This window comes from Saccharothrix algeriensis, from assembly GCF_016907655.1.
GTDB classification, from domain to species: domain Bacteria; phylum Actinomycetota; class Actinomycetes; order Mycobacteriales; family Pseudonocardiaceae; genus Actinosynnema; species Actinosynnema algeriense.
The window spans coordinates 5,393,497-5,416,542 of record NZ_JAFBCL010000001.1 but is presented as its reverse complement, the minus strand read 5'-3'; the positions used below and the strand labels follow the sequence as shown (position 1 = coordinate 5,416,542).

The following is a 23,046-nucleotide window of genomic DNA, read 5'->3' as shown; positions in this document are numbered from 1 at the left end:
CCGGCCACCGTCCTCGAGCACGGGTAACAGGTCTGAACCAAAGACGCGCGGCCCCGGGTCCACACCCCGGGGCCGTTCGCTCGCCGGTCGGCCGGCTCACAGCACGAAGGCGTCCGTCCACAGCTGCCCGGTGCGCCCGGAGAGCGCGTCGAGCAGCGCGGCGGCCTGGTTGTCGGTCAGCGATGCGACGAAGTCCACCACCGCCCGACCCCGCGCCAGCGCCCGGACGGCGTCCGCCCCGGAAGGCGCGTCCCCCGTCGCGCCGACCAGCGCCCCCGGATCGGTCCGGAACAACGCGGCGTACTCGGCGCTCGCCAGCTCCACCAGGTCGTGCAGGCGCCGCGGCAGCCGGTCGGCCTCGTGCCGATCGGTCACCCACTGCTCCAACGCCTCCGCCAACGCCGTCAGCAGGCGGGCCTGGCCGCGCTGGTGCAGGGCGAGGTCCGGGCGCAGCAGCACGAACCGGCGGTGCACGAACTTGAGCACCTGGACCTCGTGCCACTGCTGAACCGCGAGCACCACGTGCCCGGACCTGGTGGTGGGCTCCTCCACCACGCCCACCGAGTCCACCAACCGCCGCGTCCAGCGCGCCGAGAACGCCGCGACGCCCTGCTCGGCCTCCACCGACCCGTCGAACGGCCGGGACAGCAGCCCGTCGACCAGCTCGCTGCGCACCTTCGCCACGGCCTGGGCGAACGCCCCGTCGTCCACCGCCCACGAGTCCTTCGCGTGCAGGCGCCGCCGCATCGCCTCCAGGGAACGGCCCGGGCGGCGTCCCTCCCGGGCCAGGTCGGCCGCGCTCAGGCCGGCCAGCTCGACCGCGCGGTCCAGCCACGTGCTCAGCTCGGCCGACACCGTGGCGTGCTGCAACACCCCGACGCGGTGGAAGTCCTCCAGGTCGTGGATCGCGTAGGCGATGTCGTCGGCGGTGTCCATCACCGAGGCTTCCACCGTCTGCTGCCACGGCTCCAGCCGCCCCCGGTAGAAGTCGCGGGCCTGGACCAGGTCGTCCAGCTCGGTGACGTACGCGGAGAACTTCGCCGAGCCCGTGCCCGGCGCGTCCGGCGGTTCGGCCGCGCCGCGGGGCGGCGCCGTCAGGTCCCTCGGGTGCGGCTGCGGGTGGGACAGGCGGGTCCACGGGTACTTGAGCATCGCCGCGCGGACCGCCACGGTGAGGTCGAGCCCCAGCGCGGACGGGCCGCGGACGTCGGTCGTGGTGATGATGCGGAACGACTGGGCGTTGCCCTCGAACCCGTCGGAGAGCCCGAACCGGTGCCGGGCCAGGCGGTCGAGCACCTGCTCGCCGAGGTGGCCGAACGGCGGGTGGCCCAGGTCGTGCGCGAGGGCGGCGGCCTCCACCACGTCCGGCTCGCACCCGCCGAGCTTGTCGAGGACACCGGCCAGCTCGGGCCGCGAGCGCAACCGCTCGGCGATGGCCCGCGCCGCCTGCGCGACCTTGAGGCTGTGGGTGAGCCGGTTGTGCACCAGGAGGCCGGAGCCGGTGGAACTCACGACCTGCGTGACACCGCCGAGGCGGGCGAAGAACGGGGAACTCGCCACCCGGTCGCGGTCCACGCGGAACGGGCTGGCGGCCAGGTCGGCCGGGACGGGCGTCGTGCTCTCGCCGCCGGACCGGCGGAGTGCTCGGGGATCGGCCTGCTCGGGGTGCATGGGAAGAAAGTAGTCCGTGCGCCCGCCGGCAGCAGCACGCCGTGAGCGGTGCCGGTGGAACAGTCGGTGGGAACGCCGAAAACCCGTAGGGGGCACCCGGAACCGGGTGCCCCCTACGGGGAAGGAATGTTCGGCGGCGTCCTACTCTCCCACACCCTCACGAGTGCAGTACCATCGGCGCTGGAAGGCTTAACTACCGGGTTCGGAATGGGACCGGGTGTTCCCCCTCCGCCATGACCACCGAAACACTATGAAATTACCACCACAACCACCCCCACAACCCACACCCGACACCAACCGTGTCAGGGGGTCGCCCGGGGTGGGCCCGGTGGTTCTTTCAGAACCGCACAGTGGATGCGTAGCGTCTTCGTAGCAAGTCCTCGGCCTATTAGTACCGGTCAACTCCAGCCGTTACCGACCTTCCATCTCCGGCCTATCAACCCAATAGTCTCTTGGGGGCCTTACCCCACAAAGGGTGGGATACCTCATCTAGGAACGAGCTTCCCGCTTAGATGCTTTCAGCGGTTATCCCTTCCGAACGTAGCCAACCAGCAATGCCCTTGGCAGGACAACTGGCACACCAGAGGTCCGTCCGTCCCGGTCCTCTCGTACTAGGGACAGCCTTCCGCAAGTATCCTACGCGCGCGGCGGATAGGGACCGAACTGTCTCACGACGTTCTAAACCCAGCTCGCGTACCGCTTTAATGGGCGAACAGCCCAACCCTTGGGACCTACTCCAGCCCCAGGATGCGACGAGCCGACATCGAGGTGCCAAACCATGCCGTCGATATGGACTCTTGGGCAAGATCAGCCTGTTATCCCCGGGGTACCTTTTATCCGTTGAGCGACCACGCTTCCACAAGCCATGGCCGGATCACTAGTTCCGACTTTCGTCCCTGCTCGACCCGTCGGTCTCACAGTCAAGCCCCCTTGTGCACTTGCACTCGACACCTGATTGCCAACCAGGCTGAGGGAACCTTTGAGCGCCTCCGTTACCCTTTGGGAGGCAACCGCCCCAGTTAAACTACCCACCAGGCACTGTCCCTGATCCGGATCACGGACCGAGGTTAGACATCCAGTACGACCAGAGTGGTATTTCAACGACGACTCCACAACCACTGGCGTGGCCGCTTCACAGTCTCCCACCTATCCTACACAAGCCGAACCGAACACCAATACCAAGCTATAGTAAAGGTCCCGGGGTCTTTCCGTCCTGCCGCGCGTAACGAGCATCTTTACTCGTAATGCAATTTCGCCGGGCCTGTGGTTGAGACAGTCGAGAAGTCGTTACGCCATTCGTGCAGGTCGGAACTTACCCGACAAGGAATTTCGCTACCTTAGGATGGTTATAGTTACCACCGCCGTTTACTGGCGCTTAAGTTCTCAGCTTCGCCCCGAAGAGCTAACCGGTCCCCTTAACGTTCCAGCACCGGGCAGGCGTCAGTCCGTATACATCGTCTTGCGACTTCGCACGGACCTGTGTTTTTAGTAAACAGTCGCTTCTCGCTGGTCTCTGCGGCCGAAAAATCCTAGCCCGCAAGGGGCTTCAAATCCCTCGGCCCCCCTTCTCCCGAAGTTACGGGGGCATTTTGCCGAGTTCCTTAACCACAGTTCGCCCGATCGCCTCGGTATTCTCTACCTGACCACCTGTGTCGGTTTGGGGTACGGGCCGCATGAACACTCACTAGAGGCTTTTCTCGACAGCATGGGATCACCCTACTTCGCCTCAATCGGCTATGCATCACGTCTCAGCCTCGATGCCTGGCGGATTTGCCTACCAGACGGCCTACACGCTTACACCAGTACTACCACTCACTGGCGGAGCTACCCTCCTGCGTCACCCCATCGCTTGACTACTACAAGTTCAGGTCCCGCGCTCCACAACCACTCCTCGTCCGAAGACTCGGAGCGGGCTTCGGGCGGTTAGTATCACAAGGTTCGCCATGGGCGCGTTCACACGGGTACGGGAATATCAACCCGTTGTCCATCGACTACGCCTGTCGGCCTCGCCTTAGGTCCCGACTTACCCTGGGCGGATTAGCCTGGCCCAGGAACCCTTGGTCATCCGGCGGCAGAGTTTCCCACTCTGCTTTCGCTACTCATGCCTGCATTCTCACTCGTCCAGCCTCCACACCTGGATCACTCCGGCGCTTCCACGGCTGAACGACGCTCCCCTACCCATCCAACATCACTGCTGAATGACACGGCTTCGGCGGTGTGCTTAAGCCCCGCTACATTGTCGGCGCAGGACCACTTGACCAGTGAGCTATTACGCACTCTTTAAAGGGTGGCTGCTTCTAAGCCAACCTCCTGGTTGTCTGGGCGACCCCACATCCTTTCCCACTTAGCACACACTTAGGGGCCTTAGCCGGCGTTCTGGGCTGTTTCCCTCTCGACTACGAAGCTTATCCCCCGCAGTCTCACTGCCGCGCTCTCACGTACCGGCATTCGGAGTTTGGTTGATTTCGGTAAGCTTGTGGGCCCCCTAGACCATCCAGTGCTCTACCTCCGGCACGAAACACACGACGCTGCACCTAAATGCATTTCGGGGAGAACCAGCTATCACGGAGTTTGATTGGCCTTTCACCCCTAACCACAGCTCATCCCCCAGGTTTTCAACCCTGGTGGGTTCGGGCCTCCACGCAGTCTTACCCACGCTTCACCCTGGCCATGGCTAGATCACCCCGCTTCGGGTCTAGACCACGCGACTGAAGGCGCCCTATTCGGACTCGCTTTCGCTACGGCTACCCCACACGGGTTAACCTCGCCACGCAGCACTAACTCGCAGGCTCATTCTTCAAAAGGCACGCCGTCACCCCGAAAGGCTCCGACGGATTGTAGGCACACGGTTTCAGGTACTATTTCACTCCCCTCCCGGGGTACTTTTCACCTTTCCCTCACGGTACTAGTCCGCTATCGGTCACCAGGGAGTATTCAGGCTTAGCGGGTGGTCCCGCCAGATTCACAGCAAATTCCACGAGCTCGCTGCTACTTGGGAACACCACTGAGAGGAGACAGGTTTTCGCGTACGGGACTCTCACCCTCTACGGCCGCGCTTTCCAGACACGTTCCGCTAACCACATCTCTTTATGACTCTCTGTCGGTCCGGCAGAACCGACCAGTAGGTCCCACGACCCCGCACACGCAACCCCTGCCGGGTATCACACGAATACGGTTTAGCCTCTTCCGCTTTCGCTCGCCACTACTCACGGAATCACGGTTGTTTTCTCTTCCTGCGGGTACTGAGATGTTTCACTTCCCCGCGTTCCCTCCACACACCCTATGTGTTCAGGCGTGGGTGACCCCACATGACTGGGGCCGGGTTTCCCCATTCGGAAATCCTTGGATCTCAGCTCGGTTGACAACTCCCCAAGGCTTATCGCAGTCTCCTACGTCCTTCATCGGCTCCTGGTGCCAAGGCATCCACCGTATGCCCTTAATAACTTGCCACAAAGATGCTCGCATCCACTGTGCAGTTCTCAAAGAACAACCAGACACTCCCCCACCACCGCCAACGCCTACCAGTCCATGACCAGCGGTTCGAAGACCGAGGAAGCCTGTATCGCCTCACACCGAGAGAAACACTCACGTGTTCCCTCAGGACCCAACAGCGTACCGAACACTCACCCCAACCCCCCGACGACCCTTCCACGCTCCCCGAAAGAAGCAGTACTAACTCGCCGGGCAATCCAGGATCGCGCATTAGCCAGCATCCACATCATCGAGCCCCACCCGACGATCACTCGCCGCCGGCGTGGTCTCCACCACGATCGAGACCGCGGTGAGAGGTGCTCCTTAGAAAGGAGGTGATCCAGCCGCACCTTCCGGTACGGCTACCTTGTTACGACTTCGTCCCAATCGCCAGTCCCACCTTCGACCGCTCCCCCCCTTACGGGTTGGGCCACGGGCTTCGGGTGTTACCGACTTTCGTGACGTGACGGGCGGTGTGTACAAGGCCCGGGAACGTATTCACCGCAGCGTTGCTGATCTGCGATTACTAGCGACTCCGACTTCACGGGGTCGAGTTGCAGACCCCGATCCGAACTGAGACCGGCTTTGTGGGATTCGCTCCACCTCACGGCTTAGCAGCCCTCTGTACCGGCCATTGTAGCATGTGTGAAGCCCTGGACATAAGGGGCATGATGACTTGACGTCATCCCCACCTTCCTCCGAGTTGACCCCGGCAGTCTCCCATGAGTCCCCAACTTTACTTGCTGGCAACATGGAACGAGGGTTGCGCTCGTTGCGGGACTTAACCCAACATCTCACGACACGAGCTGACGACAGCCATGCACCACCTGTACACCAGTCCGAAGAGGCCCACATCTCTGTGGGTTTCCGGTGCATGTCAAGCCCAGGTAAGGTTCTTCGCGTTGCATCGAATTAATCCACATGCTCCGCCGCTTGTGCGGGCCCCCGTCAATTCCTTTGAGTTTTAGCCTTGCGGCCGTACTCCCCAGGCGGGGTGCTTAATGCGTTAGCTGCGGCACGGAGGACGTGGAAGCCCCCCACACCTAGCACCCACCGTTTACGGCGTGGACTACCAGGGTATCTAATCCTGTTCGCTCCCCACGCTTTCGCTCCTCAGCGTCAGTATCGGCCCAGAGACCCGCCTTCGCCACCGGTGTTCCTCCTGATATCTGCGCATTTCACCGCTACACCAGGAATTCCAGTCTCCCCTGCCGAACTCAAGTCTGCCCGTATCGACCGCAGGCTCCACGTTAAGCGTGAAGTTTTCACGGCCGACGCAACAAACCGCCTACGAGCTCTTTACGCCCAATAATTCCGGACAACGCTCGCACCCTACGTATTACCGCGGCTGCTGGCACGTAGTTAGCCGGTGCTTCTTCTGCAGGTACCGTCACTCACGCTTCGTCCCTGCTGAAAGAGGTTTACAACCCGAAGGCCGTCATCCCTCACGCGGCGTCGCTGCATCAGGCTTTCGCCCATTGTGCAATATTCCCCACTGCTGCCTCCCGTAGGAGTCTGGGCCGTGTCTCAGTCCCAGTGTGGCCGGTCACCCTCTCAGGCCGGCTACCCGTCGTCGCCTTGGTAGGCCATCACCCCACCAACAAGCTGATAGGCCGCGGGTCCATCCCATACCGCCGGAACTTTCCACCCCCCACCATGCGATGGAGGGTCGTATCCGGTATTAGACCTAGTTTCCCAGGCTTATCCCGGAGTACAGGGCAGGTTACCCACGTGTTACTCACCCGTTCGCCGCTCGTGTACCCCGAAGGGCCTTACCGCTCGACTTGCATGTGTTAAGCACGCCGCCAGCGTTCGTCCTGAGCCAGGATCAAACTCTCCAATAAGGAATGAGTTGATCGCTCGAACAACACTGACACACGAACCGGAATATGGTCCGTGACATCGCCAGCTGTCCAGTCAATCTCAAAGGAAAACCTCTTGACGAGGTTCATACAATTTACTGGCTATTCGGCACGCTGTTGAGTTCTCAAGGAACACGCGCTCACCATCGCAACCCACTCGAACCGAGTGACTTCCTCCGGGGCTTGTGCGCCGCGCTCCGTTCCGGTCTCTCTCCGGCCCGTTCCGCGCTGGCAGAGAGAAACTTACACGAGTGTCGCCGGATAGTGAAATCGGGGGGTCGGTTGCCGCGTCTCCGCAGCTAGACGTGGTGCACGGGCCGAGGACGGAGGATGCTGTCCGGGTGCTGCTCCCCCCTCGTCTCCGCCCGTGGGGCAGGTATGGCATCCACCTCGCCGTGGTCGCCGCTTGCTACTACGCCGGCGCGCGCCTCGGCCTCCTCCAAGCGTTGGTCAACGACCAGGTGTCCCCCCTGTGGCCGCCGACCGGCGTCGCGCTGCTGGCGCTCCTGCTGGGCGGGGTGCGCCTGTGGCCGGCGATCGCCGTCGCCGCGTTCGCCGTGAACGCCCCGCTGGACGGCGGCAGCACCGCGTTCCTGATCAGCGTCGGCAACACCCTCGGCCCGGTCGTCGCGTTCCTCCTGCTCAAGCACACGGGGTTCCGGACGGAGCTGGAGCGGACGCGGGACGCGCTCGGCCTGGTGTTCCTGGGCGCGTTCGCGGGGATGGCCGTCAGCGCCTCCGTCGGCACGGGCGCGCTGGTGCTCGCCGGCGAGGTCGCCAGGTCGGACTTCTGGCCCACCTGGTCGGTCTGGTGGACCGGTGACGCGATGGGCGTGCTGGTCCTGGTCCCCCTGGTGCTGGCGCTGCGCCGGCTGCGCCGCCCGGTGCGGCCGGCGCGGGCGCTGGAGGCGGCGGCGCTGCTGGTCGCGACCACGGGGGTGATGGTGATCGCCGCGAACAGCCCGGTGCGGCTGCTGTACGTGGTGTTCCCGTTCGCCGTCTGGGGCGCCCTGCGCTTCCAGCACCTGGGTTCGGCGCCGTGCGCGCTGATCGCGTCGGTGATGGCCTCGCGCGGGGCCGCGGCGGGGATCGGCCCGTTCGCGCACCTGGACCTGGTGCACCGGATGGTGACCCTGCAGGCGTTCACGACCACGGTCGTGCTGACGACCCTGGTGCTCAGCGCGGTGATCGCCGAGCGCAACGAGGCGCGCAGGGCGATCGAGCGCACCTGCGCCCAGCTGTCCGACGTGGTGTCGCAGTACCAGCCGCTGCTGCTGGGCAAGGCGCTGCCGCCGACCCACCCGGACGCCCGCTGATGGACGTGCTGATCATCGGTGGCGGTCCGGCCGGTCGTGCGCTGGCGGCGGAGTGCTGGGCGCGCGGGCTCGGCACCGCGCTGGTCGACCGGCGTCCCGGGCGGCCGTGGCGCGCGACCTACGGCGCGTGGTCGGACGAGCTGCCCGCGGGCGCGCCGGTCGCCGTGTCGACGTCCAAGGCCCGGGTGGTGGGCGTGCGGGAGCACCGGCTCGGGCGCGGGTACGCGGTGCTGGACAACGAGCGGCTGCACCGGCTGCCCGAGGGCGTGCGGGTGGTGGAGGGGACGGTGGCGCAGCGCGACCGCCACCGGGTCGTGCTGCGCGACGGGCGCGTGCTCACCGCCGACGTGGTGGTGAACGCGACCGGGTCGGCCGAGGGCCGGGCCGCCCAGCACGCCGTCGGCGTCGTGGTGCCCAAGGAGGCCGCCGCGCCGTTCCTCGGCGAGGACGAGGCGCTGATCATGGACTGGCGCAGGCCGCCGGACGCGGGCACGCCGGACCCGACCTTCCTCTACGCCATCCCGGTGTCGGCGGACCGGGTGCTGCTGGAGGAGACGTCGCTGGCGCGCGCGCCGGGCCTGCCGCTGGCCGAGCTGCGGCTGCGGCTGCGCGCGCGCCTGGCCGCGCACGGCCTGCCCCTGCCCCGCGAGGAGGAGCGGGTGCGCATCCCGCTGGACGGCCCGGTGGACCGCGACGCGTTCGGCGCCGCCGCGGGGCTGGTGCACCCGGCCACCGGCTACAGCGTGGCGAGCGCGCTGCGGCTGGCGCCGGAGGTGGCGCGGGCGATCGCGGCGGGCGTGCCGGTCTCCCGGGTGCTGTGGCCGGCGCGGGCCCGGTTGGTCCACGCGTTCCGCCGGCACGGCCTGGCGGCGGTGCTGGCGATGCGGCCCGACCAGGTTCCGGAATTTTTCGACATCTTTTTCCAATTGAGCGAGAATCAGCAACGCAACTACCTGGGCAACCGCGCCGACCTGCGAGGATCCCTCGACTCCATGTCCGCGCTGTTCCGCGCGGCGCCCTGGTGGTTGCGCGCCCGATTGGCATTTTCGGTGCAACCGGCCACGGATGGAGGAACAGCTGGTTAACGGTCTGGGCAACAGAAGATCGACCGGGCAGGATCAGCGTGTGCCCGCCTTGCTGGATGACGTCCGCTTCGCCTTCCAGCCGCTGTTCAACCTCAACACCGGAGGGGTCGTCGCGGTCGAAGCCCTCGCCCGCCCGCACGACGGCAGCGTGCAGGACCTGCTCCGCATGGCCTTCCGTGCGGGGTACTTGGCGAACACCGACGTGGCCCTCGCCTGTCGTGCGGTCCGCAGCGCGGCCGACCACGACTTCACCCTCCCGCTGCACGTCAACCTGCTCGCGATGACGATCGCGGACAAGCCGGAGCACCTGGCCCCGCTCTACGCGGCGCTGCGCGACGCGGGCCGCCCGCCGGCGAACCTGGTGGTGGAGGTCGGCACGCCGTACTCGCGCGCCCCGCGCCACCGGCTGGTCAAGGGCCTGGCGAAGCTGCGCGAGGACGGGTTCCGGATCGGCCTGGACGGCGTGGGCGAGGGCGACTCGCCGCTGTCGCTGCTGGCCGAGGTGCAGCCGGAGGTGGTCAAGCTCGACCGCGAGGTCGTGCAGGACCTGCCCACCGACCCGGCGCGGCTCGCGCTGGTGCAGGCGCTGAACCACCTGTGCGAGGCGACCGGCTCGCAGGTCGTCGCCGAGGGCGTGGAGACCGAGGCGCAGCTCGTGGCGCTGCGCCGGCTGGGCGTGCGGCTCGCGCAGGGCAACCTGCTGGCCTCGGCGCAGCGCCGGCCGAAGGTGAACGCGACGATCTCCGCGGTGCTCAGCGAGGTCGGCGACCCGGAGTCGACCGCCAAGACGCTGACCAAGCCGCTGCGCCGCAAGACCGGCCCGAAGGTCACCGACTTCCTGCACCCCGCGACCACGCTGCCGGAGTCGGCGACCTCGGAGGAGGTGCGCGACGTGCTGGCCACCCAGCCGACGGTCAGCGGCGTGGTGCTGGTCGACGACGAGGGCCGGCCGACCTGGACGGTGGACCGCAACCGGTTCCTGCTGGCGGTGACGGGGCCGTTCGGGCACGCCCTGCACGCCAAGCGGGAGGCCGCGCGGCTGGCGGACAAGCCGCGCGTCATCGGCGCGGACTCGGCCGCGCTGGACCTGCTGGACATCGTCGCCCACGCCAACCGCGAGCGCACCAACGACGACCTGGTGGTCGTGGACGACCAGGACCGGTGCCTGGGCGTGGTGCGGGTGGCCGACGTGGTGCGCGGCATCGCCGAGCTGAAGGTCGAGCAGGCCGCCGCGCTCAACCCGCTGACCCGCCTGCCGGGCAGCGACTCCATCGCGCGCGAGGTGGACCGGCGCATCCTCAACGGCGACATCTTCGCCGTCGGCTGGCTGGACGTGGACGCGTTCAAGCGGGTGAACGACACGGTGGGGTTCGCCGCCGGCGACGACCTGATCCGGGCGCTGGGCCGGACGCTGTCCGAGGGCGCCACCGCCTTCCCCGGCGCCCAGGTCGGGCACGTCGGCGGGGACGACTTCCTCGTCGTCGCCGGGCTGAACGAGATCGTGCCCTACGCCGCGGGGGTGCTGGACACGCCGTTCGACGCCGAGGGGCACGGGGTCACGCTGTCGCTGGCGACGCTGGTCTGCGCGGCCGGGTCGGTGGGCTCGTACCGGGAGGTGTCCCGGTTGCTGGCCCCGCTGAAGGAGCAGGCGAAGTCGTTGCGCGGCAACAGCTGGGTGCTGGGCCGACCGGGCAGCGACCACGTGGACGTGCTGCGCGGCGGTCCCCACCTCGCAGTCAGCTGATTGCCCGTCTCATCGACCGGGAAGTTCACCACAACGATGCATGTGCACTGGTTCGACCACTCATAGCATCAGGATGACTACCCACTGCGAGGAGGCACCTGGTGAGCGAGGTCAAGGTCACCGCGCTGCCGAGCCCGCCCACCGGGTTCGGTGCGGCGCTCTCGATGGGGGTGGAGGAGGAGTTCCTGCTCGTCGACGCGGGCACCGGGGCGCCGGCGCCGGCGGCGGGGGCGGTGCTCGGCGACGCGGACGGGGTGCTCGACCTGCAGGCCGAGATCACCCGGTACCAGGTCGAGAGCGCGACCTCGGTGTGCCTGACGACGGCCGAGATCCGCGACCAGCTCGTGGTGTCCCGGCAGACCCTGAGCGACCTGGCGCGCGAGCACGGCACGCGGGTGGTGGCGACCGGCACCCCGGTGTTCGGCGCGCAGCGCCCGCCGCCGCTGACCGACGACCGGCGGTACCGGGCCATCGCGCAGCGGTACGGGCCGCTGGTCGACGGGCTGACCATCTGCGGCTGCCACGTGCACATCGGCATCCCGGACGAGGAGACCGGCGTGCTGATCTCCAACCACCTGCGGCCGTGGCTGCCGGTGCTGCTGGCGATCAGCGCGAACTCGCCGTTCTTCGAGGGCCGGGACACCGGGTACGCGAGCTGGCGGTACGTGACGTGGAGCCCGTGGCCGTCGGCGGGCGCGCCGCCGTGGTTCGCCTCGGCCGCGGACTACCACCGCGGGACGGGCACGCTGCGGACCTCGGGCGCGGCCATGGACGCCGCGATGATCTACTGGGACGTCCGGCTGTCGGCCAACCACCCGACGGTGGAGCTGCGGGTGTGCGACGTGGCCGCGACCGTGGACGAGGCAGTGCTGATCGCGGCCCTGGTGCGGGCCGTCGCGGCGACGGCGGTGGCGGGCGCGCCCGCGCTGCCGGTGTCCGACCTGGCGCTGCGGACGTCGCTGTGGCGCGCGGCGCGGGACGGGGTGGGCGGCCTGGGCGTGGAGCCGCGCACCGGGCAGCTGGTGCCGGCGGCGGACCGCGTGCGGGCGCTGCTGGAGTGGGCGCGGCCGGCGTTGCAGGTCCACGGCGACGAGGAGCTGGCCGACGAGGGCGTGGCCCGGCTGCTGGTGGACGGCGACGGCGCGGCGCGGCAGCGGCGGGCGTTCCGGCGGCGCGGCTCGCTGACCGACGTGGTGGACCTGCTGGTCGAGCAGACCTAGCCGCGGCGGCGGTGGGGCACCCCGACCGGGTGCCCCGGCCGCCCGCTACTTCCTGGCGTCGGCGAGGAAGGCCCGGAACGCCGCCGCCGGGAACGTCAGCTCGGGACCGGCCCGGTGCTTGCTGTCCCGCACCGCCCGGCGCTCGTCATCCGGGCAGGCCAACTCGACGCACTGCGGGTCGTTGCCCGCGTTCGTGTAGCTGCTTTTTCGCCACCGCAACATGTTCAGCCGCTCCTAGCTGTCGGTGAGGTCAGCGATCCTGGCGTCCAGTATCGCGGCCGACTCTTCCTCCGGGGTAGCCCGCTCCCAGGCGTTCTGGAAGATCGCTGCGAACGGCTCGGTCGCCTTGACGTAATCGCCCCGGACAACCGTGGCCACGAACGCGAACGACTTGCCATCCGCTGTGTGGAGCAGGGTGAATGGCGCGCTGAGCCCGGCTACGGCACCCGCCGCCCTGGTCACCACGCGGAGCCGGACGTTGGGCATGGCCGCGACCTCGCGGAGGTGTTCGAGCTGCCGCCGCAGGATCGCCGGTCCCCCGTTCGCCCGGTCCAGGACCTCTTCGCCGAGCGTGATCCACACGCGTGCGCCGTCCGGGCGGATGATGCGGCGGCTGCGCTCGGCGCGCTCCTCGGCGAGCCGGTCCACCGCCGAGGCCGCGACGACCGGCGACGCCGACAGCGCGGCGCGCGCGTACTCGCGGGTCTGGAGCAGCCCGGGGATCTCGTTGTAGACCATGCGGATCTCCACCGCCAGCCGCTCCAGGGACAGGTACTGCCGCGACCTCGGGCCGGGGATCGCGCCCGGCTGGGCCCGCCGTCTCGCGTCCCTGGCCAGGGCGCGGAGTTCGTCGGCCTGGTCCACGGTCGGCAGGTAGAGGGCGATCATCGCCTCGACGTCGGCGGTCGACGGTGGCATCGCGCCGTTCTCGACCTTGGTCAGCTTGGTCGCGTAGAAGCTCGGCGTGAGGGCTCTGAGCAGCCCTTCGGCTTCGCCGTGTTCGAGCTTCGCGGCCACGCGGAGCTGCCTGGCCAGTTCGCCGCACTGGAACCGGGCGATCACCGGATCTGGTCGGCCGTCGGTCATCGGAGCTGCCCTCCTGTTGAAGCTTCGGCGAGGGTTTTCACCCGTTCGAGACGCGGAATATCGCATCGTCCGCGCTACGCTCGTCCTGTCCGCACAACAGTAGCGATCCGAGAGGGAAACCCGGTGTTCAACACGGTCCTGGGCGTCACGGCCCAGCAGTGGGCGAAGATCGACGGCGATTCGCCGATCACCAGCGAGATCCACCGCGACGCGGTCCAGTTCTCCTGGGGCGACGGCGGCGTCGAGATGCTGTTCACCCCGCAGGCGCTGGAGAAGCTGCTCAGCGAGGGTCAGGAAGCGCTCCGCCTGATCAACGAACAGCGGTCGCCGGCTTGAGGCCGACGACCGCTGCGGTGCGGTCCCTCCGGAGGTGGGTTCCGGAGGGGCCGCGCTGGGTGGTCCGGTGGTGCTGGGGTGGTCAGACGGTGAAGCCGAGGGCGCGGAGCTGCTCGCGGCCGTCGTCGGTGATCTTCTCGGGCCCCCACGGGGGCATCCAGACCCAGTTGATGCGGAAGTCGTCGACGATGCCGCCGGCGGGTCCGCCGACCAGCGCCTGGCGCGTCTGGTCCTCGATCACGTCGGTCAGCGGGCAGGCCGCCGAGGTGAGGGTCATGTCGATCACGGCGACGTTCTGCTCGTCCACGCGGATGTCGTAGACCAGGCCGAGGTCGACCACGTTGATGCCCAGCTCGGGGTCGACCACGTCGCGCATGGCCTCCTCGACGTCGTCCAGGTTCGCCACGTCCGCCTTGGGGGCGGGCGGTTCCGGCATCCCCTCGACGCCGCGGACGACGTCGTCGCCCGACTGCCCGGCGCTCGACTGCTCGGCAACCGACTGCTCGGCAACCGGCTGTCCGGTGCTCGACTGCCCGGCGACCGGCTGCCCGGCGTCCACCTGCTGCCCGGTGTCCACGTTCCCTGGGGTGGTCATGCCTTCGCTCCTTCGCTGCGGGCCACCGCGTCCTTGAAAGCCATCCAGCCCAGCAGGGCGCACTTCACGCGTGCCGGGTACCTCGCCACACCGGCGAACGCGATCCCGTCCTCCAGCACGTCCTCGTCGGGCTCGACCTGGCCGCGGCCCTGCATCAGCTCGACGAAGGCGTCCATCTTCTCGAACGCCTCCGCCAGCGGCCGGCCCACCACGAGGTCGGTCAGCACCGACGTCGACGCCTGGCTGATGGAGCAGCCCTGGCCGTCGTAGGACACGTCCGCGACCTTGCCGCCGTCGAGGCGCACGCGCAGCGTCACCTCGTCGCCGCAGGTCGGGTTGATCTGGTGCGACTCGGCGTCGAACGGGTCGCGCAGACCGCGGCCGTGCGGGTTCTTGTAGTGGTCCAGGATGATCTCCTGGTACATCTGCTGCAACTGCACCTACACCACCCCGAAGAACTTCTGCGCTTCGCGCACGCCGTCCACCAGGGCTCGCACCTCGTCCAGGGTGTTGTAGACGTAGAAGCTCGCGCGCACGGTGGCGGCGGCGTTCATCCGGCGGTGCAGCGGCCACGCGCAGTGGTGGCCCACGCGCGCCGCGATGCCCAGGCTGTCGAGCACCTGGCCCACGTCGTGGGCGTGGATGCCCTCGACCACGAACGCCACGGCGCCGCCCCGGTCCACCGTGTCGGCCGGGCCGACGACGCGCACGCCCGGGATCCCCGCCAGGCCGCGCAGGGCGGCGTCGGTCAGCAGGTGCTCGTGCGCGGCGACGCGGTCCATGCCGAGGGCGTTGAGGTAGTCCACGGCCGCGCCCAGCGCCACCGCCTGCGAGGTCATCGGCGAACCGGCCTCGAAGCGCTGCGGCGGCGGGGCGAACGTGGAGCCCTCCATGCGCACCAGCTCGATCATCGACCCGCCGGTGAGGAACGGCGGCAGGGCCTCCAGCAGCTCCCGGCGGCCGTAGAGCACGCCCACGCCGGAGGGGCCGAGCATCTTGTGGCCGGAGAAGACCGCGAAGTCCACGCCGAGCGACCGGAAGTCGACCGGGCTGTGCGGCACGGACTGGCAGGCGTCGAGCACGGTCAGCGCGCCGACCCGGTGCGCCGCCTCCACCAGGGTCCGGACCGGGTTCACGGTGCCCAGGACGTTGGACTGGTGGGTGAAGGCGACGACCTTGGTGCGGTCGTTGACCAGCGAGTCCAGCTCGGACAGGTCGAGCCGGCCCTCGTCGGTGACGCCGAACCAGCGCAGGGTCGCGCCGGTGCGGGCGGCCAGCTGCTGCCACGGCACCAGGTTGGCGTGGTGCTCCATCTCGGTCACGACGACCTCGTCGCCGGGGCCGAGGCGGAACCGCTCGGCCTCCGGCCCGGCGACCGCGGCGTTGCCCATCGCGTACGCGACGAGGTTGATGCCCTCGGTCGCGTTCTTGGTGAACACGATCTCGCCGAAGTCGACGCCGACGAACGACGCGATCCGGGCGCGCGCGCCCTCGTACGCGTCGGTCGACTCCTCGGCGAGCTGGTACGCGCCGCGGTGCACGGGCGCGTTGGCGGCCTCCAGGAACGCGCGTTCGGCGTCGAGGACCGGCGCCGGCCGTTGCGAGGTGGCGCCGGAATCCAGGTAGACCAGCGGCTTGCCCTCCCGCACGGTGCGGCCCAGGATCGGGAAGTCCGCCCGCACGGCAGCGACGTCCAGCGGAGCTGCGGTGGTGGTCACAGCCTGCGACGCCCCCTCTCGTAATCTCGAAACGAAGTCCACGTGCAGTGGAACGTCAGCCGACCTTCGCGGCTTCCTGGCTGCCGGTGTACTTCACGTAACCGTGCTCCTCGAGCTGGTCGGCCAGCTCGCGGCCACCGGACTCGACGATGCGGCCGTTGGCGAACACGTGCACGAAGTCGGGCTGGATGTACTTGAGGATCCGGGTGTAGTGGGTGATGAGCATGACGCCCACCTCGCCGGAAGCCTTGTACTTGTTCACGCCCTCGGAGACCACGCGCAGCGCGTCGACGTCCAGGCCGGAGTCGGTCTCGTCCAGGATCGCGATCTTCGGCTGGAGCAGGCCCAGCTGGAGGATCTCGTGGCGCTTCTTCTCGCCGCCGGAGAAGCCCTCGTTGACCGAGCGCTCGGCGAAGGCCGGGTCGATGTCCAGGTCGGCCATCGCGCCCTTGACCTCCTTCACCCAGTGCCGCAGGTTCGGGGCCTGGCCGCGCACGGCGGTGGCGGCGGTGCGCAGGAAGTTCGACATCGAGACGCCGGGCACCTCGACGGGGTACTGCATGGCGAGGAACAGGCCGGCGCGGGCGCGCTCGTCCACGCTCATCTCCAGGACGTCCTCGCCGTCGAGCAGCACGGTGCCCGAGGTGACCTGGTACTTGGGGTGGCCGGCGACGGCGTAGGACAGGGTGGACTTGCCCGAGCCGTTCGGCCCCATGATGGCGTGCGTCTCGCCGGCGTTGATGGTCAGGTCGACGCCCTTGAGGATCTCCTTGGACGTCTCGTCGGTGGTGACCGAGACGTGCAGGTCCTTGATCTCCAGAGTGGCCATTGGTGCTTCAGTTCTCCTGGTGTGGCGGGCGGTGGGTCAGTTCGTGGTGGCGGTGACGTCGACGTGGACGTCACCGCCGCGGATCTCGACGGCGAAGACGTCGACCGGTTCGGTGGCGGGCGGGGACGACGGGGCGCCGGTGCGCAGGTCGAAGCACGACCCGTGCAGCCAGCACTCGATGCCCTTGCGGGTCACGTCGCCCTCCGAGAGCGAGACCTCGGCGTGCGTGCACAGGTCGCGCAGCGCGTGCACGGCGTCGCCGTCGCGCACGAGGACGACCGGGGTGTACTCGTCGCCGACCTCGAAGGCGACCGGCTTGCGGTCGTCGAGGTCGGACAGCGAGCACACCCTGATCACGCGCCCACCGCCGCGAGTTCCGCCTCGATCGCGGCTTCGAGCCGCTCGCGCAGCTCGGGGATGGCGATCTTGAGCAGGATCTCGTGGAAGAAGCCGCGCACGACCAGCCGGCGCGCCTGCTGCTCCGGGATGCCCCGCGCCTGCAGGTAGAACAGCTGCTCGTCGTCGAACCGGCCGGTGGCGCTGGCGTGGCCCGCGCCCTCGATCTCGCCGGTCTCGATCTCCAGGTTGGGCACCGAGTCGGCGCGCGCGCCGTCGGTGAGCACCAGGTTGCGGTTCAGCTCGAACGTCTCGGTGCCCTCGGCCGCCGCGCGGATCAGCACGTCGCCGATCCACACGGTGTGGGCGTCCTCGCCCTGCAGCGCGCCCTTGTAGACGACGTTGCTGCGGCAGTTGGACTCCGCGTGGTCCACGAACGTGCGGTGCTCCAGGTGCTGGCCCGCGTCGGCGAAGTACAGGCCCAGCAGCTCCGCGTCGCCGCCGCGCCCGGTGTAGGTGACCACCGGGGTGAGCCGGACCAGGTCGCCGCCCAGGGTGATGACGGTGTGCTTGAACGTCGCGTCGCGGCCCAGCCTGGCGTGGTGCGACGAGACGTGCACCGCGTCGTCGGCCCAGTCCTGGATCGCCACGACCGTCAGGTGCGCGCCGTCGGCGACGACGAACTCGACGTTGTCGGCGTAGGCGCCCGAGCCGCGGTGGTCCAGGACGACGACGGCCTCGGCGAACTGCTCGGCGCGCACCTGCAGGTGGCCGTAGGCGACCTCGCCGACGCCCGCGCCGGTCACGGTGATGGTGGTCGGCTCGACCTTGGTGTCCTTGGGCAGCGTCACGACGGTCGCCTCGGTGAACGAGGCCCACGCCTGCGCCGCGATCCGGTCGCCCGGGGTGCCCGCGACGCCCAGCCGCTCGTCGCCGCGCGCGGCGGTCTCGACGCGGACGCCCTCGGGCGCGGAGACCTCGACGGTGGCCGAGGCGGTGGCCTCCGCGCCGTTGTGCAGGTTCGCCAGGCGCTTCATGGGCGTGAAGCGCCAGATCTCCTCGCGACCGCCCGGCACCTCGAACGCGGCCACGTCGAAGGACGTGAAGTGGTCCGCGCGCGAGGAGACGGGGGCCGGGGCCGCGCCGTGCGAGTGGGCCGTCAGGCCGTGTTGCTGGTCTTCGGTGGTGACGGCCATGTCAGCCGACGGCCCCTTCCATCTGCAGTTCGATCAGGCGGTTCAGTTCCAGGGCGTACTCCATGGGCAGCTCGCGCGCGATGGGCTCCACGAACCCGCGCACGATCATCGCCATGGCCTCGTCCTCGTTCAGGCCGCGCGACATCAGGTAGAACAGCTGGTCCTCGGAGACCTTCGAGACGGTCGCCTCGTGGCCCATGGACACGTCGTCCTCGCGGACGTCGACGTACGGGTAGGTGTCGGAGCGGCTGATGTTGTCCACCAGCAGCGCGTCGCACTTCACCGTGGACTTCGAGTGGTGCGCCCGCTTGTTGACCTGGACCAGGCCGCGGTAGGAGGTGCGACCGCCGCCGCGCGCCACCGACTTGGACACGATGGTGGACGAGGTGTGCGGGGCCATGTGGACCATCTTCGCGCCGGCGTCCTGGTGCTGGCCCTCGCCCGCGAACGCGATGGAGAGGACCTCGCCCTTGGCGTGCTCGCCCATCAGGAACACGGCCGGGTACTTCATGGTCACCTTGGAGCCGATGTTGCCGTCGACCCACTCCATCGTCGCGCCCTCTTCGGCCTTGGCGCGCTTGGTGACCAGGTTGTAGACGTTGTTCGACCAGTTCTGGATGGTCGTGTAGCGGCAGCGACCACCCTTCTTGACGATGATCTCCACGACCGCCGAGTGCAGCGAGTCCGAGGAGTAGATCGGCGCGGTGCAGCCCTCGACGTAGTGCACGTAGGCGCCCTCGTCGACGATGATCAGCGTGCGCTCGAACTGCCCCATGTTCTCGGTGTTGATCCGGAAGTAGGCTTGCAGCGGGATGTCCACGTGGACGCCCTTGGGCACGTAGATGAACGAGCCGCCGGACCACACCGCGGAGTTCAGCGCGGAGAACTTGTTGTCACCCGAGGGGATGACCGAGCCGAAGTACTCCTTGAACAGCTCGGGGTGCTCGCGCAGCGCCGTGTCGGTGTCCAGGAAGACGACGCCCTGCTCCTCCAGGTCCTCGCGGATCTTGTGGTAGACGACCTCGGACTCGTACTGGGCGGCGACACCGGAGACCAGGCGCTGCTTCTCCGCCTCCGGGATGCCCAGCTTGTCGTAGGTGTTCTTGATGTCGTCGGGCAGGTCGTCCCAGGTCGCCGCCTGCTTCTCGGTCGACCGGACGAAGTACTTGATGTTGTCGAAGTCGATCCCGGACAGGTCCGAGCCCCACGTCGGCATGGGCTTGCGGTCGAACAGGCGCAGCGCCTTCAACCGGAACTCGAGCATCCACTCGGGTTCGCCCTTCTTGGCCGAGATGTCCCGGACGACGTCCTCGTCCAGGCCCCGGCGAGCGCTCGCGCCTGCCACGTCCGAGTCGGCCCAGCCGAACTCGTAGTTGCCGATGCTCGCCAGGGTCTCCTCCTGGGTGAGCGGGGCTGTGGTGGTGCGCTGCTCGGCAGCGGCAGTCATGCGGGCTCCCCTCCATCTGAAGTCCGATCGTCGGCCTGGTCGCCGACCGTGATCCGGGGTGGTGTGTTCGGGATGTGCGTCGTGCACACGGCGTCGCCGCGGGCGATGGTGGCCAGGCGCTGCACGTGGGTGCCGAGCAGGTCGGCGAACGCCGCCGTCTCGGTCTCGCACAGCTGCGGGAACTCGGCGGCGACGTGCGCGACGGGGCACAGGTGCTGGCACAGCTGCTCGCCTGCCCCCACGTGCCGCGCCGAAGCAGCGTAGCCCTCCCTGGTCAGCGCGGCCGCCAGGGCCTCGGCCCGCTCGGCGGGGCCGGCCTGCGCCGTGACCGCCGCGCGGTGCTGCTCGACGAAGGCCGACACGCGGCGCTCGGCGAAGGCCCGCACCGCCTGCTCCCCGCCCTGCTCGGCGAGGAAGCGCAGCGCGGCCACGGCGAGGTCGTCGTAGGCGTGCCCGAAGCGGGCGCGGCCCTGCTCGGTCAGCAGGAACAGCTTGGCCGGGCGACCCCGGCCGCGGCGGCCCCGGCTCGGGGCCTCCCGGCTGACCGCCTCGCCGTCGGCGACCAGCGCGTCGATGTGCCGGCGCACCGCCGTGGGGCTGAGCCCGAGCCGCTGCGCGACCGCGGCGGCGGTGATCGGGCCCTGCTCCAGCAGCAGGCGCGCCACGCCGTGCCGCGTCCGGCCGTCGTGCCCGGCGGGCACGGCGGCGTGGTCGGCTCCGGCGTTTTTCACAACACCAGTGTTGCCTATTTCGCCGGCGCCCGCAAAGACGGCCACCGCCCGGGTGACCCGAGTCACGCGGGAGGGCCGGTCGCTACCCTTCGGGCGTGACGGCGGGCGGATTGGTGATGGTGGACCGGAGCAGCATCGGCGAAGCGGGCCCCCTCGACGCCCCGGAGCGCCGGCAGCTCGACATCATCCGCCGCTGGGGCACCGTGGGCGCGCTGCTGATGTTCGTCGGCTCCCTCGGGGCCGGCGCGGCGCCGGTGTTCAGCCCGCTGCCCGGCACGCCCGTGCTCGGCCTGTTCGCCCGGATGCCCAGCGCGGCGATGGCCGTGGTGTGGACCGGCGTGTTCCTGGTGGTGTCGGCCTGGCTGTGGCTGGGCCGCTTCGCCCGGCCGGGCCGCTCCAGGCTGGTCTCGCGCAGCCAGCTGGACCGCACGCTGCTGATGTGGATCACGCCGCTGGTGTTCGTGCTGCCCATGTTCAGCCGCGACGTCTACAGCTACCTCGCGCAGTCGCAGATCGCCGCCAACGGCCAGGACCCCTACCAGCAGGGGCCGCAGACCGCGCTGGGCGTGGACCACCCGCTGACCGCGAACGTGCCCAACATCTGGCGCGAGACGCCCGCCCCCTACGGGCCGCTGTTCCTGGCCCTGGGCCGGGTCATCTCGATGGTGACCGGTGACAGCGTCCTGCCCGGCGTGTTCCTGCACCGGCTGCTGGTGCTGGTGGGCCTGGCGATGATCGTGTGGGCGCTGCCCCGGCTGGCGCGGCGGTTCGGCGTGCCCCCGGTGAGCGCGCTGTGGCTGGGCGCGGCCAACCCGCTGGTGCTGTTCCACCTGGTCGTCGGCGTGCACAACGAGGGCCTGGCCATCGGCCTGATGCTGGTCGGCCTGGAGCTGGCGCTGCGCCGGCTGCCCACCGCGCCCGGGACGCCGCTGACCCGCGAGGAGCTGCTGTGGATCTCGCTGGGCGCGACGATGATCACGTTCGGCGCGGCGGTGAAGATCCCGGCCGCGCTCGCGCTGGGCTTCCTGGGCGTGATGATCGCCCGGCGGATGGGCGGGTCGTTCCTGGACCTGCTCAAGGCGGCGGTGCTGCTGACGGTGGTGTCGGGGGTGGTGATGGTGGCCACCTGCCTGGGCACCGGCCTGGGCTTCGGGTGGGTCGAGACGCTCAACGTCGCCGGGACGGTGAAGTCGTGGATGTCCCCCCCGACCGCGATGGGGTTCATGGGCGGCGGGCTCGGGCTGCTCCTGGGGCTGGGCAACCACACCGACGCGATGATCGCCCTGATGCGCCTGGTCACGCAGGCGGTGTCGGTCGTCATCGCGGGCACGCTGCTGTGGAAGGCTTTCAAGGGGCGCATCAAGGCGGTCAACGGCCTGGGCGCGGGCCTGGGCGCGGTGCTGGTGCTCGGGCCGGTGCTCCAGCCCTGGTACGTGCTGTGGGCCGCCCTGCCGCTCGCGACGGCCGTCCTGGCGAAGCGGTTCCGGCTCTTCGCGACGGGGACGAGCGCGTTCATCGCGGTCATCCTCCCGCCCACCGGCTCGGCCTTCGACGGCCGCGCCTACATCGTCCCGCAGGCCGTGCTGGGCGCCCTGATCGCGTTCGGCGTCTGCCTGTTCGTGGCGCGCAAGCAGGTGCTCCCTTTGATCCGCCGCGACCCGCTGCCCGAACACGCCTGACCGAACACGCCCGACCGAAGGACGCCCCACCCCCAGGCGCACACCCCGACGTTTGCGGCTTTGGCTTTCGGCCTTCGCACGCCCCGTGCAGACCGATGTCTTCGTGTTCTCCCCGTATGGCCTGCCCGGAGGGCTACCATGCTTTCTTGGGGGGTGCAAGCACGCTTTTCGCTTGCACCCCCCAAGAAAGCATGGTTGTCTTTGACAGGCCATGCGGGGAGAACACGACCGCTGTTTCTTTTCCTTCTCCTTGGCGGCCTGCCTGTCCGGCGAGGACTCTTTTAATCCCTTCAGCCTCGGGCGGTACAGCCCCGAATCTCACCCGGATCGGTGCGCGATCTCAGTATGAAGAGCGGCCGAGAGACCCCCAAGGAGGAGGAAAAGAAAGGGCGGTCGTGTTCTCCTCCCCGTACGGCCTGCCGAAGGCAATCAGATTTGTCCGGGGGTGTCAAGCGGTAAAGCGTGCTTGACACCCCCGGACAAATCTGATTGGGCTGCGCCCAGGCTGTACGGGGAGGAGAACACGAAGCGACCGGTGTGTGCACTGGGTGCGGCATTCCTGCGTGAAGAGCGGTGGAGGGGCGCGGGTGGCGTCGGGAAGGCGTCTGGTTGCCGTTCGGAGTTGGAGTCGGTCGGCGTAACCCGTTCGGGGTGTAACCCGTTGCTTCCGGCGGGCGACCTACCGGTACCTGGGAGGATCCGCCCGTCCGCATCCGGGGAGGGA

At 68.8% G+C, this 23,046-nt stretch carries 17 protein-coding genes and 3 rRNA genes; 6 read left to right on the top strand and 14 right to left on the bottom strand.

What is annotated here, in order from left to right; all coding sequences use genetic code 11:
• Positions 1–96: 96 nt before the first annotated feature.
• The 4 genes from JOE68_RS24800 to JOE68_RS24785 all read right to left on the bottom strand — a co-directional run bounded on the left by JOE68_RS24800 (position 97) and on the right by JOE68_RS24785 (position 6,986).
• The gene (locus tag JOE68_RS24800; protein ID WP_204844664.1) at positions 97–1,671 is read right to left on the bottom strand and encodes a deoxyguanosinetriphosphate triphosphohydrolase family protein; all 1,575 of its coding nucleotides are present in this window, start codon (positions 1,669–1,671) and stop codon (positions 97–99) included.
• A 128-nt stretch (positions 1,672–1,799) separates the two neighbouring features.
• A 5S ribosomal RNA gene (gene rrf, locus JOE68_RS24795) occupies positions 1,800–1,916 on the bottom strand.
• 123 nt (positions 1,917–2,039) lie between these two features.
• Positions 2,040–5,121, bottom strand: a 23S ribosomal RNA gene (locus JOE68_RS24790).
• Between the two features lie 349 nt (positions 5,122–5,470).
• Positions 5,471–6,986, bottom strand: a 16S ribosomal RNA gene (locus JOE68_RS24785).
• Together the 16S, 23S and 5S rRNA genes form the textbook arrangement of a ribosomal RNA operon.
• A gap of 413 nt (positions 6,987–7,399) precedes the next feature.
• Here JOE68_RS24785 and JOE68_RS24780 point away from each other — a divergent pair.
• From JOE68_RS24780 to JOE68_RS24765, 4 genes are all read left to right on the top strand, one after another.
• A complete protein-coding gene (locus JOE68_RS24780) occupies positions 7,400–8,320 on the top strand; it encodes an MASE1 domain-containing protein (protein ID WP_307819875.1) in 921 nt (306 codons plus the stop codon).
• Complete coding sequence (locus tag JOE68_RS24775; protein WP_204844662.1) at positions 8,320–9,405, top strand: lycopene cyclase family protein; 1,086 nt, start codon at positions 8,320–8,322, stop codon at positions 9,403–9,405. Before JOE68_RS24780 ends, JOE68_RS24775 begins: the two co-directional genes overlap by 1 nt.
• Positions 9,406–9,445: 40 nt before the next feature.
• Positions 9,446–11,149, top strand: a complete 1,704-nt coding sequence (locus JOE68_RS24770) for a GGDEF domain-containing protein (protein WP_204844661.1) — start codon at positions 9,446–9,448, stop codon at positions 11,147–11,149.
• 101 nt (positions 11,150–11,250) lie between these two features.
• Positions 11,251–12,369 carry a carboxylate-amine ligase gene (locus tag JOE68_RS24765; protein ID WP_204844660.1) on the top strand — a complete coding sequence of 373 codons (1,119 nt, stop codon included), beginning with the start codon at positions 11,251–11,253 and terminating at the stop codon, positions 12,367–12,369.
• 45 nt (positions 12,370–12,414) lie between these two features.
• On the opposite strand, the gene JOE68_RS24760 is transcribed toward JOE68_RS24765, so the two are convergent.
• The gene (locus JOE68_RS24760; RefSeq protein WP_204844659.1) at positions 12,415–12,591 is read right to left on the bottom strand and encodes a DUF397 domain-containing protein; all 177 of its coding nucleotides are present in this window, start codon (positions 12,589–12,591) and stop codon (positions 12,415–12,417) included.
• A gap of 12 nt (positions 12,592–12,603) precedes the next feature.
• Positions 12,604–13,455 (bottom strand): DUF5753 domain-containing protein, encoded by an 852-nt coding sequence (locus JOE68_RS24755; protein WP_204844658.1) that lies wholly within the window; start codon positions 13,453–13,455, stop codon positions 12,604–12,606.
• Between the two features lie 123 nt (positions 13,456–13,578).
• Here JOE68_RS24755 and JOE68_RS24750 point away from each other — a divergent pair, with 123 nt between their 5' ends.
• Positions 13,579–13,791: a hypothetical protein gene (locus JOE68_RS24750; protein ID WP_204844657.1), complete on the top strand. Its 213-nt coding sequence runs from the start codon at positions 13,579–13,581 to the stop codon at positions 13,789–13,791.
• A gap of 82 nt (positions 13,792–13,873) precedes the next feature.
• On the opposite strand, the gene JOE68_RS24745 is transcribed toward JOE68_RS24750, so the two are convergent.
• The 8 genes from JOE68_RS24745 to JOE68_RS24710 all read right to left on the bottom strand — a co-directional run bounded on the left by JOE68_RS24745 (position 13,874) and on the right by JOE68_RS24710 (position 20,643).
• Complete coding sequence (locus tag JOE68_RS24745) at positions 13,874–14,227, bottom strand: metal-sulfur cluster assembly factor (RefSeq protein ID WP_204846275.1); 354 nt, start codon at positions 14,225–14,227, stop codon at positions 13,874–13,876.
• A gap of 155 nt (positions 14,228–14,382) precedes the next feature.
• On the bottom strand, positions 14,383–14,826 hold the full coding sequence (gene sufU / locus JOE68_RS24740; protein WP_204844656.1) for a Fe-S cluster assembly sulfur transfer protein SufU: 444 nt from the start codon (positions 14,824–14,826) through the stop codon (positions 14,383–14,385).
• Positions 14,827–16,104, bottom strand: a complete 1,278-nt coding sequence (locus JOE68_RS24735; RefSeq protein ID WP_204844655.1) for a cysteine desulfurase — start codon at positions 16,102–16,104, stop codon at positions 14,827–14,829. It lies immediately after the preceding gene.
• 55 nt (positions 16,105–16,159) lie between these two features.
• On the bottom strand, positions 16,160–16,933 hold the full coding sequence (gene sufC / locus JOE68_RS24730) for a Fe-S cluster assembly ATPase SufC (protein ID WP_204844654.1): 774 nt from the start codon (positions 16,931–16,933) through the stop codon (positions 16,160–16,162).
• A gap of 36 nt (positions 16,934–16,969) precedes the next feature.
• Complete coding sequence (locus tag JOE68_RS24725; RefSeq protein WP_204844653.1) at positions 16,970–17,290, bottom strand: non-heme iron oxygenase ferredoxin subunit; 321 nt, start codon at positions 17,288–17,290, stop codon at positions 16,970–16,972.
• On the bottom strand, positions 17,287–18,465 hold the full coding sequence (gene sufD, locus JOE68_RS24720; protein ID WP_239562341.1) for a Fe-S cluster assembly protein SufD: 1,179 nt from the start codon (positions 18,463–18,465) through the stop codon (positions 17,287–17,289). Before sufD ends, JOE68_RS24725 begins: the two co-directional genes overlap by 4 nt.
• A 1-nt stretch (position 18,466) precedes the next feature.
• A complete protein-coding gene (gene sufB / locus JOE68_RS24715; RefSeq protein WP_204844652.1) occupies positions 18,467–19,912 on the bottom strand; it encodes a Fe-S cluster assembly protein SufB in 1,446 nt (481 codons plus the stop codon).
• Positions 19,909–20,643, bottom strand: a complete 735-nt coding sequence (locus JOE68_RS24710; protein ID WP_307819873.1) for a helix-turn-helix transcriptional regulator — start codon at positions 20,641–20,643, stop codon at positions 19,909–19,911. Before JOE68_RS24710 ends, sufB begins: the two co-directional genes overlap by 4 nt.
• A gap of 116 nt (positions 20,644–20,759) precedes the next feature.
• On the opposite strand from JOE68_RS24710, the gene mptB reads away from it, so the two are divergent.
• Positions 20,760–22,322, top strand: coding sequence for a polyprenol phosphomannose-dependent alpha 1,6 mannosyltransferase MptB (mptB, locus tag JOE68_RS24705; protein ID WP_204846273.1), 1,563 nt, complete (start codon positions 20,760–20,762; stop codon positions 22,320–22,322).
• The last annotated feature ends 724 nt before the right edge of the window (positions 22,323–23,046 follow it).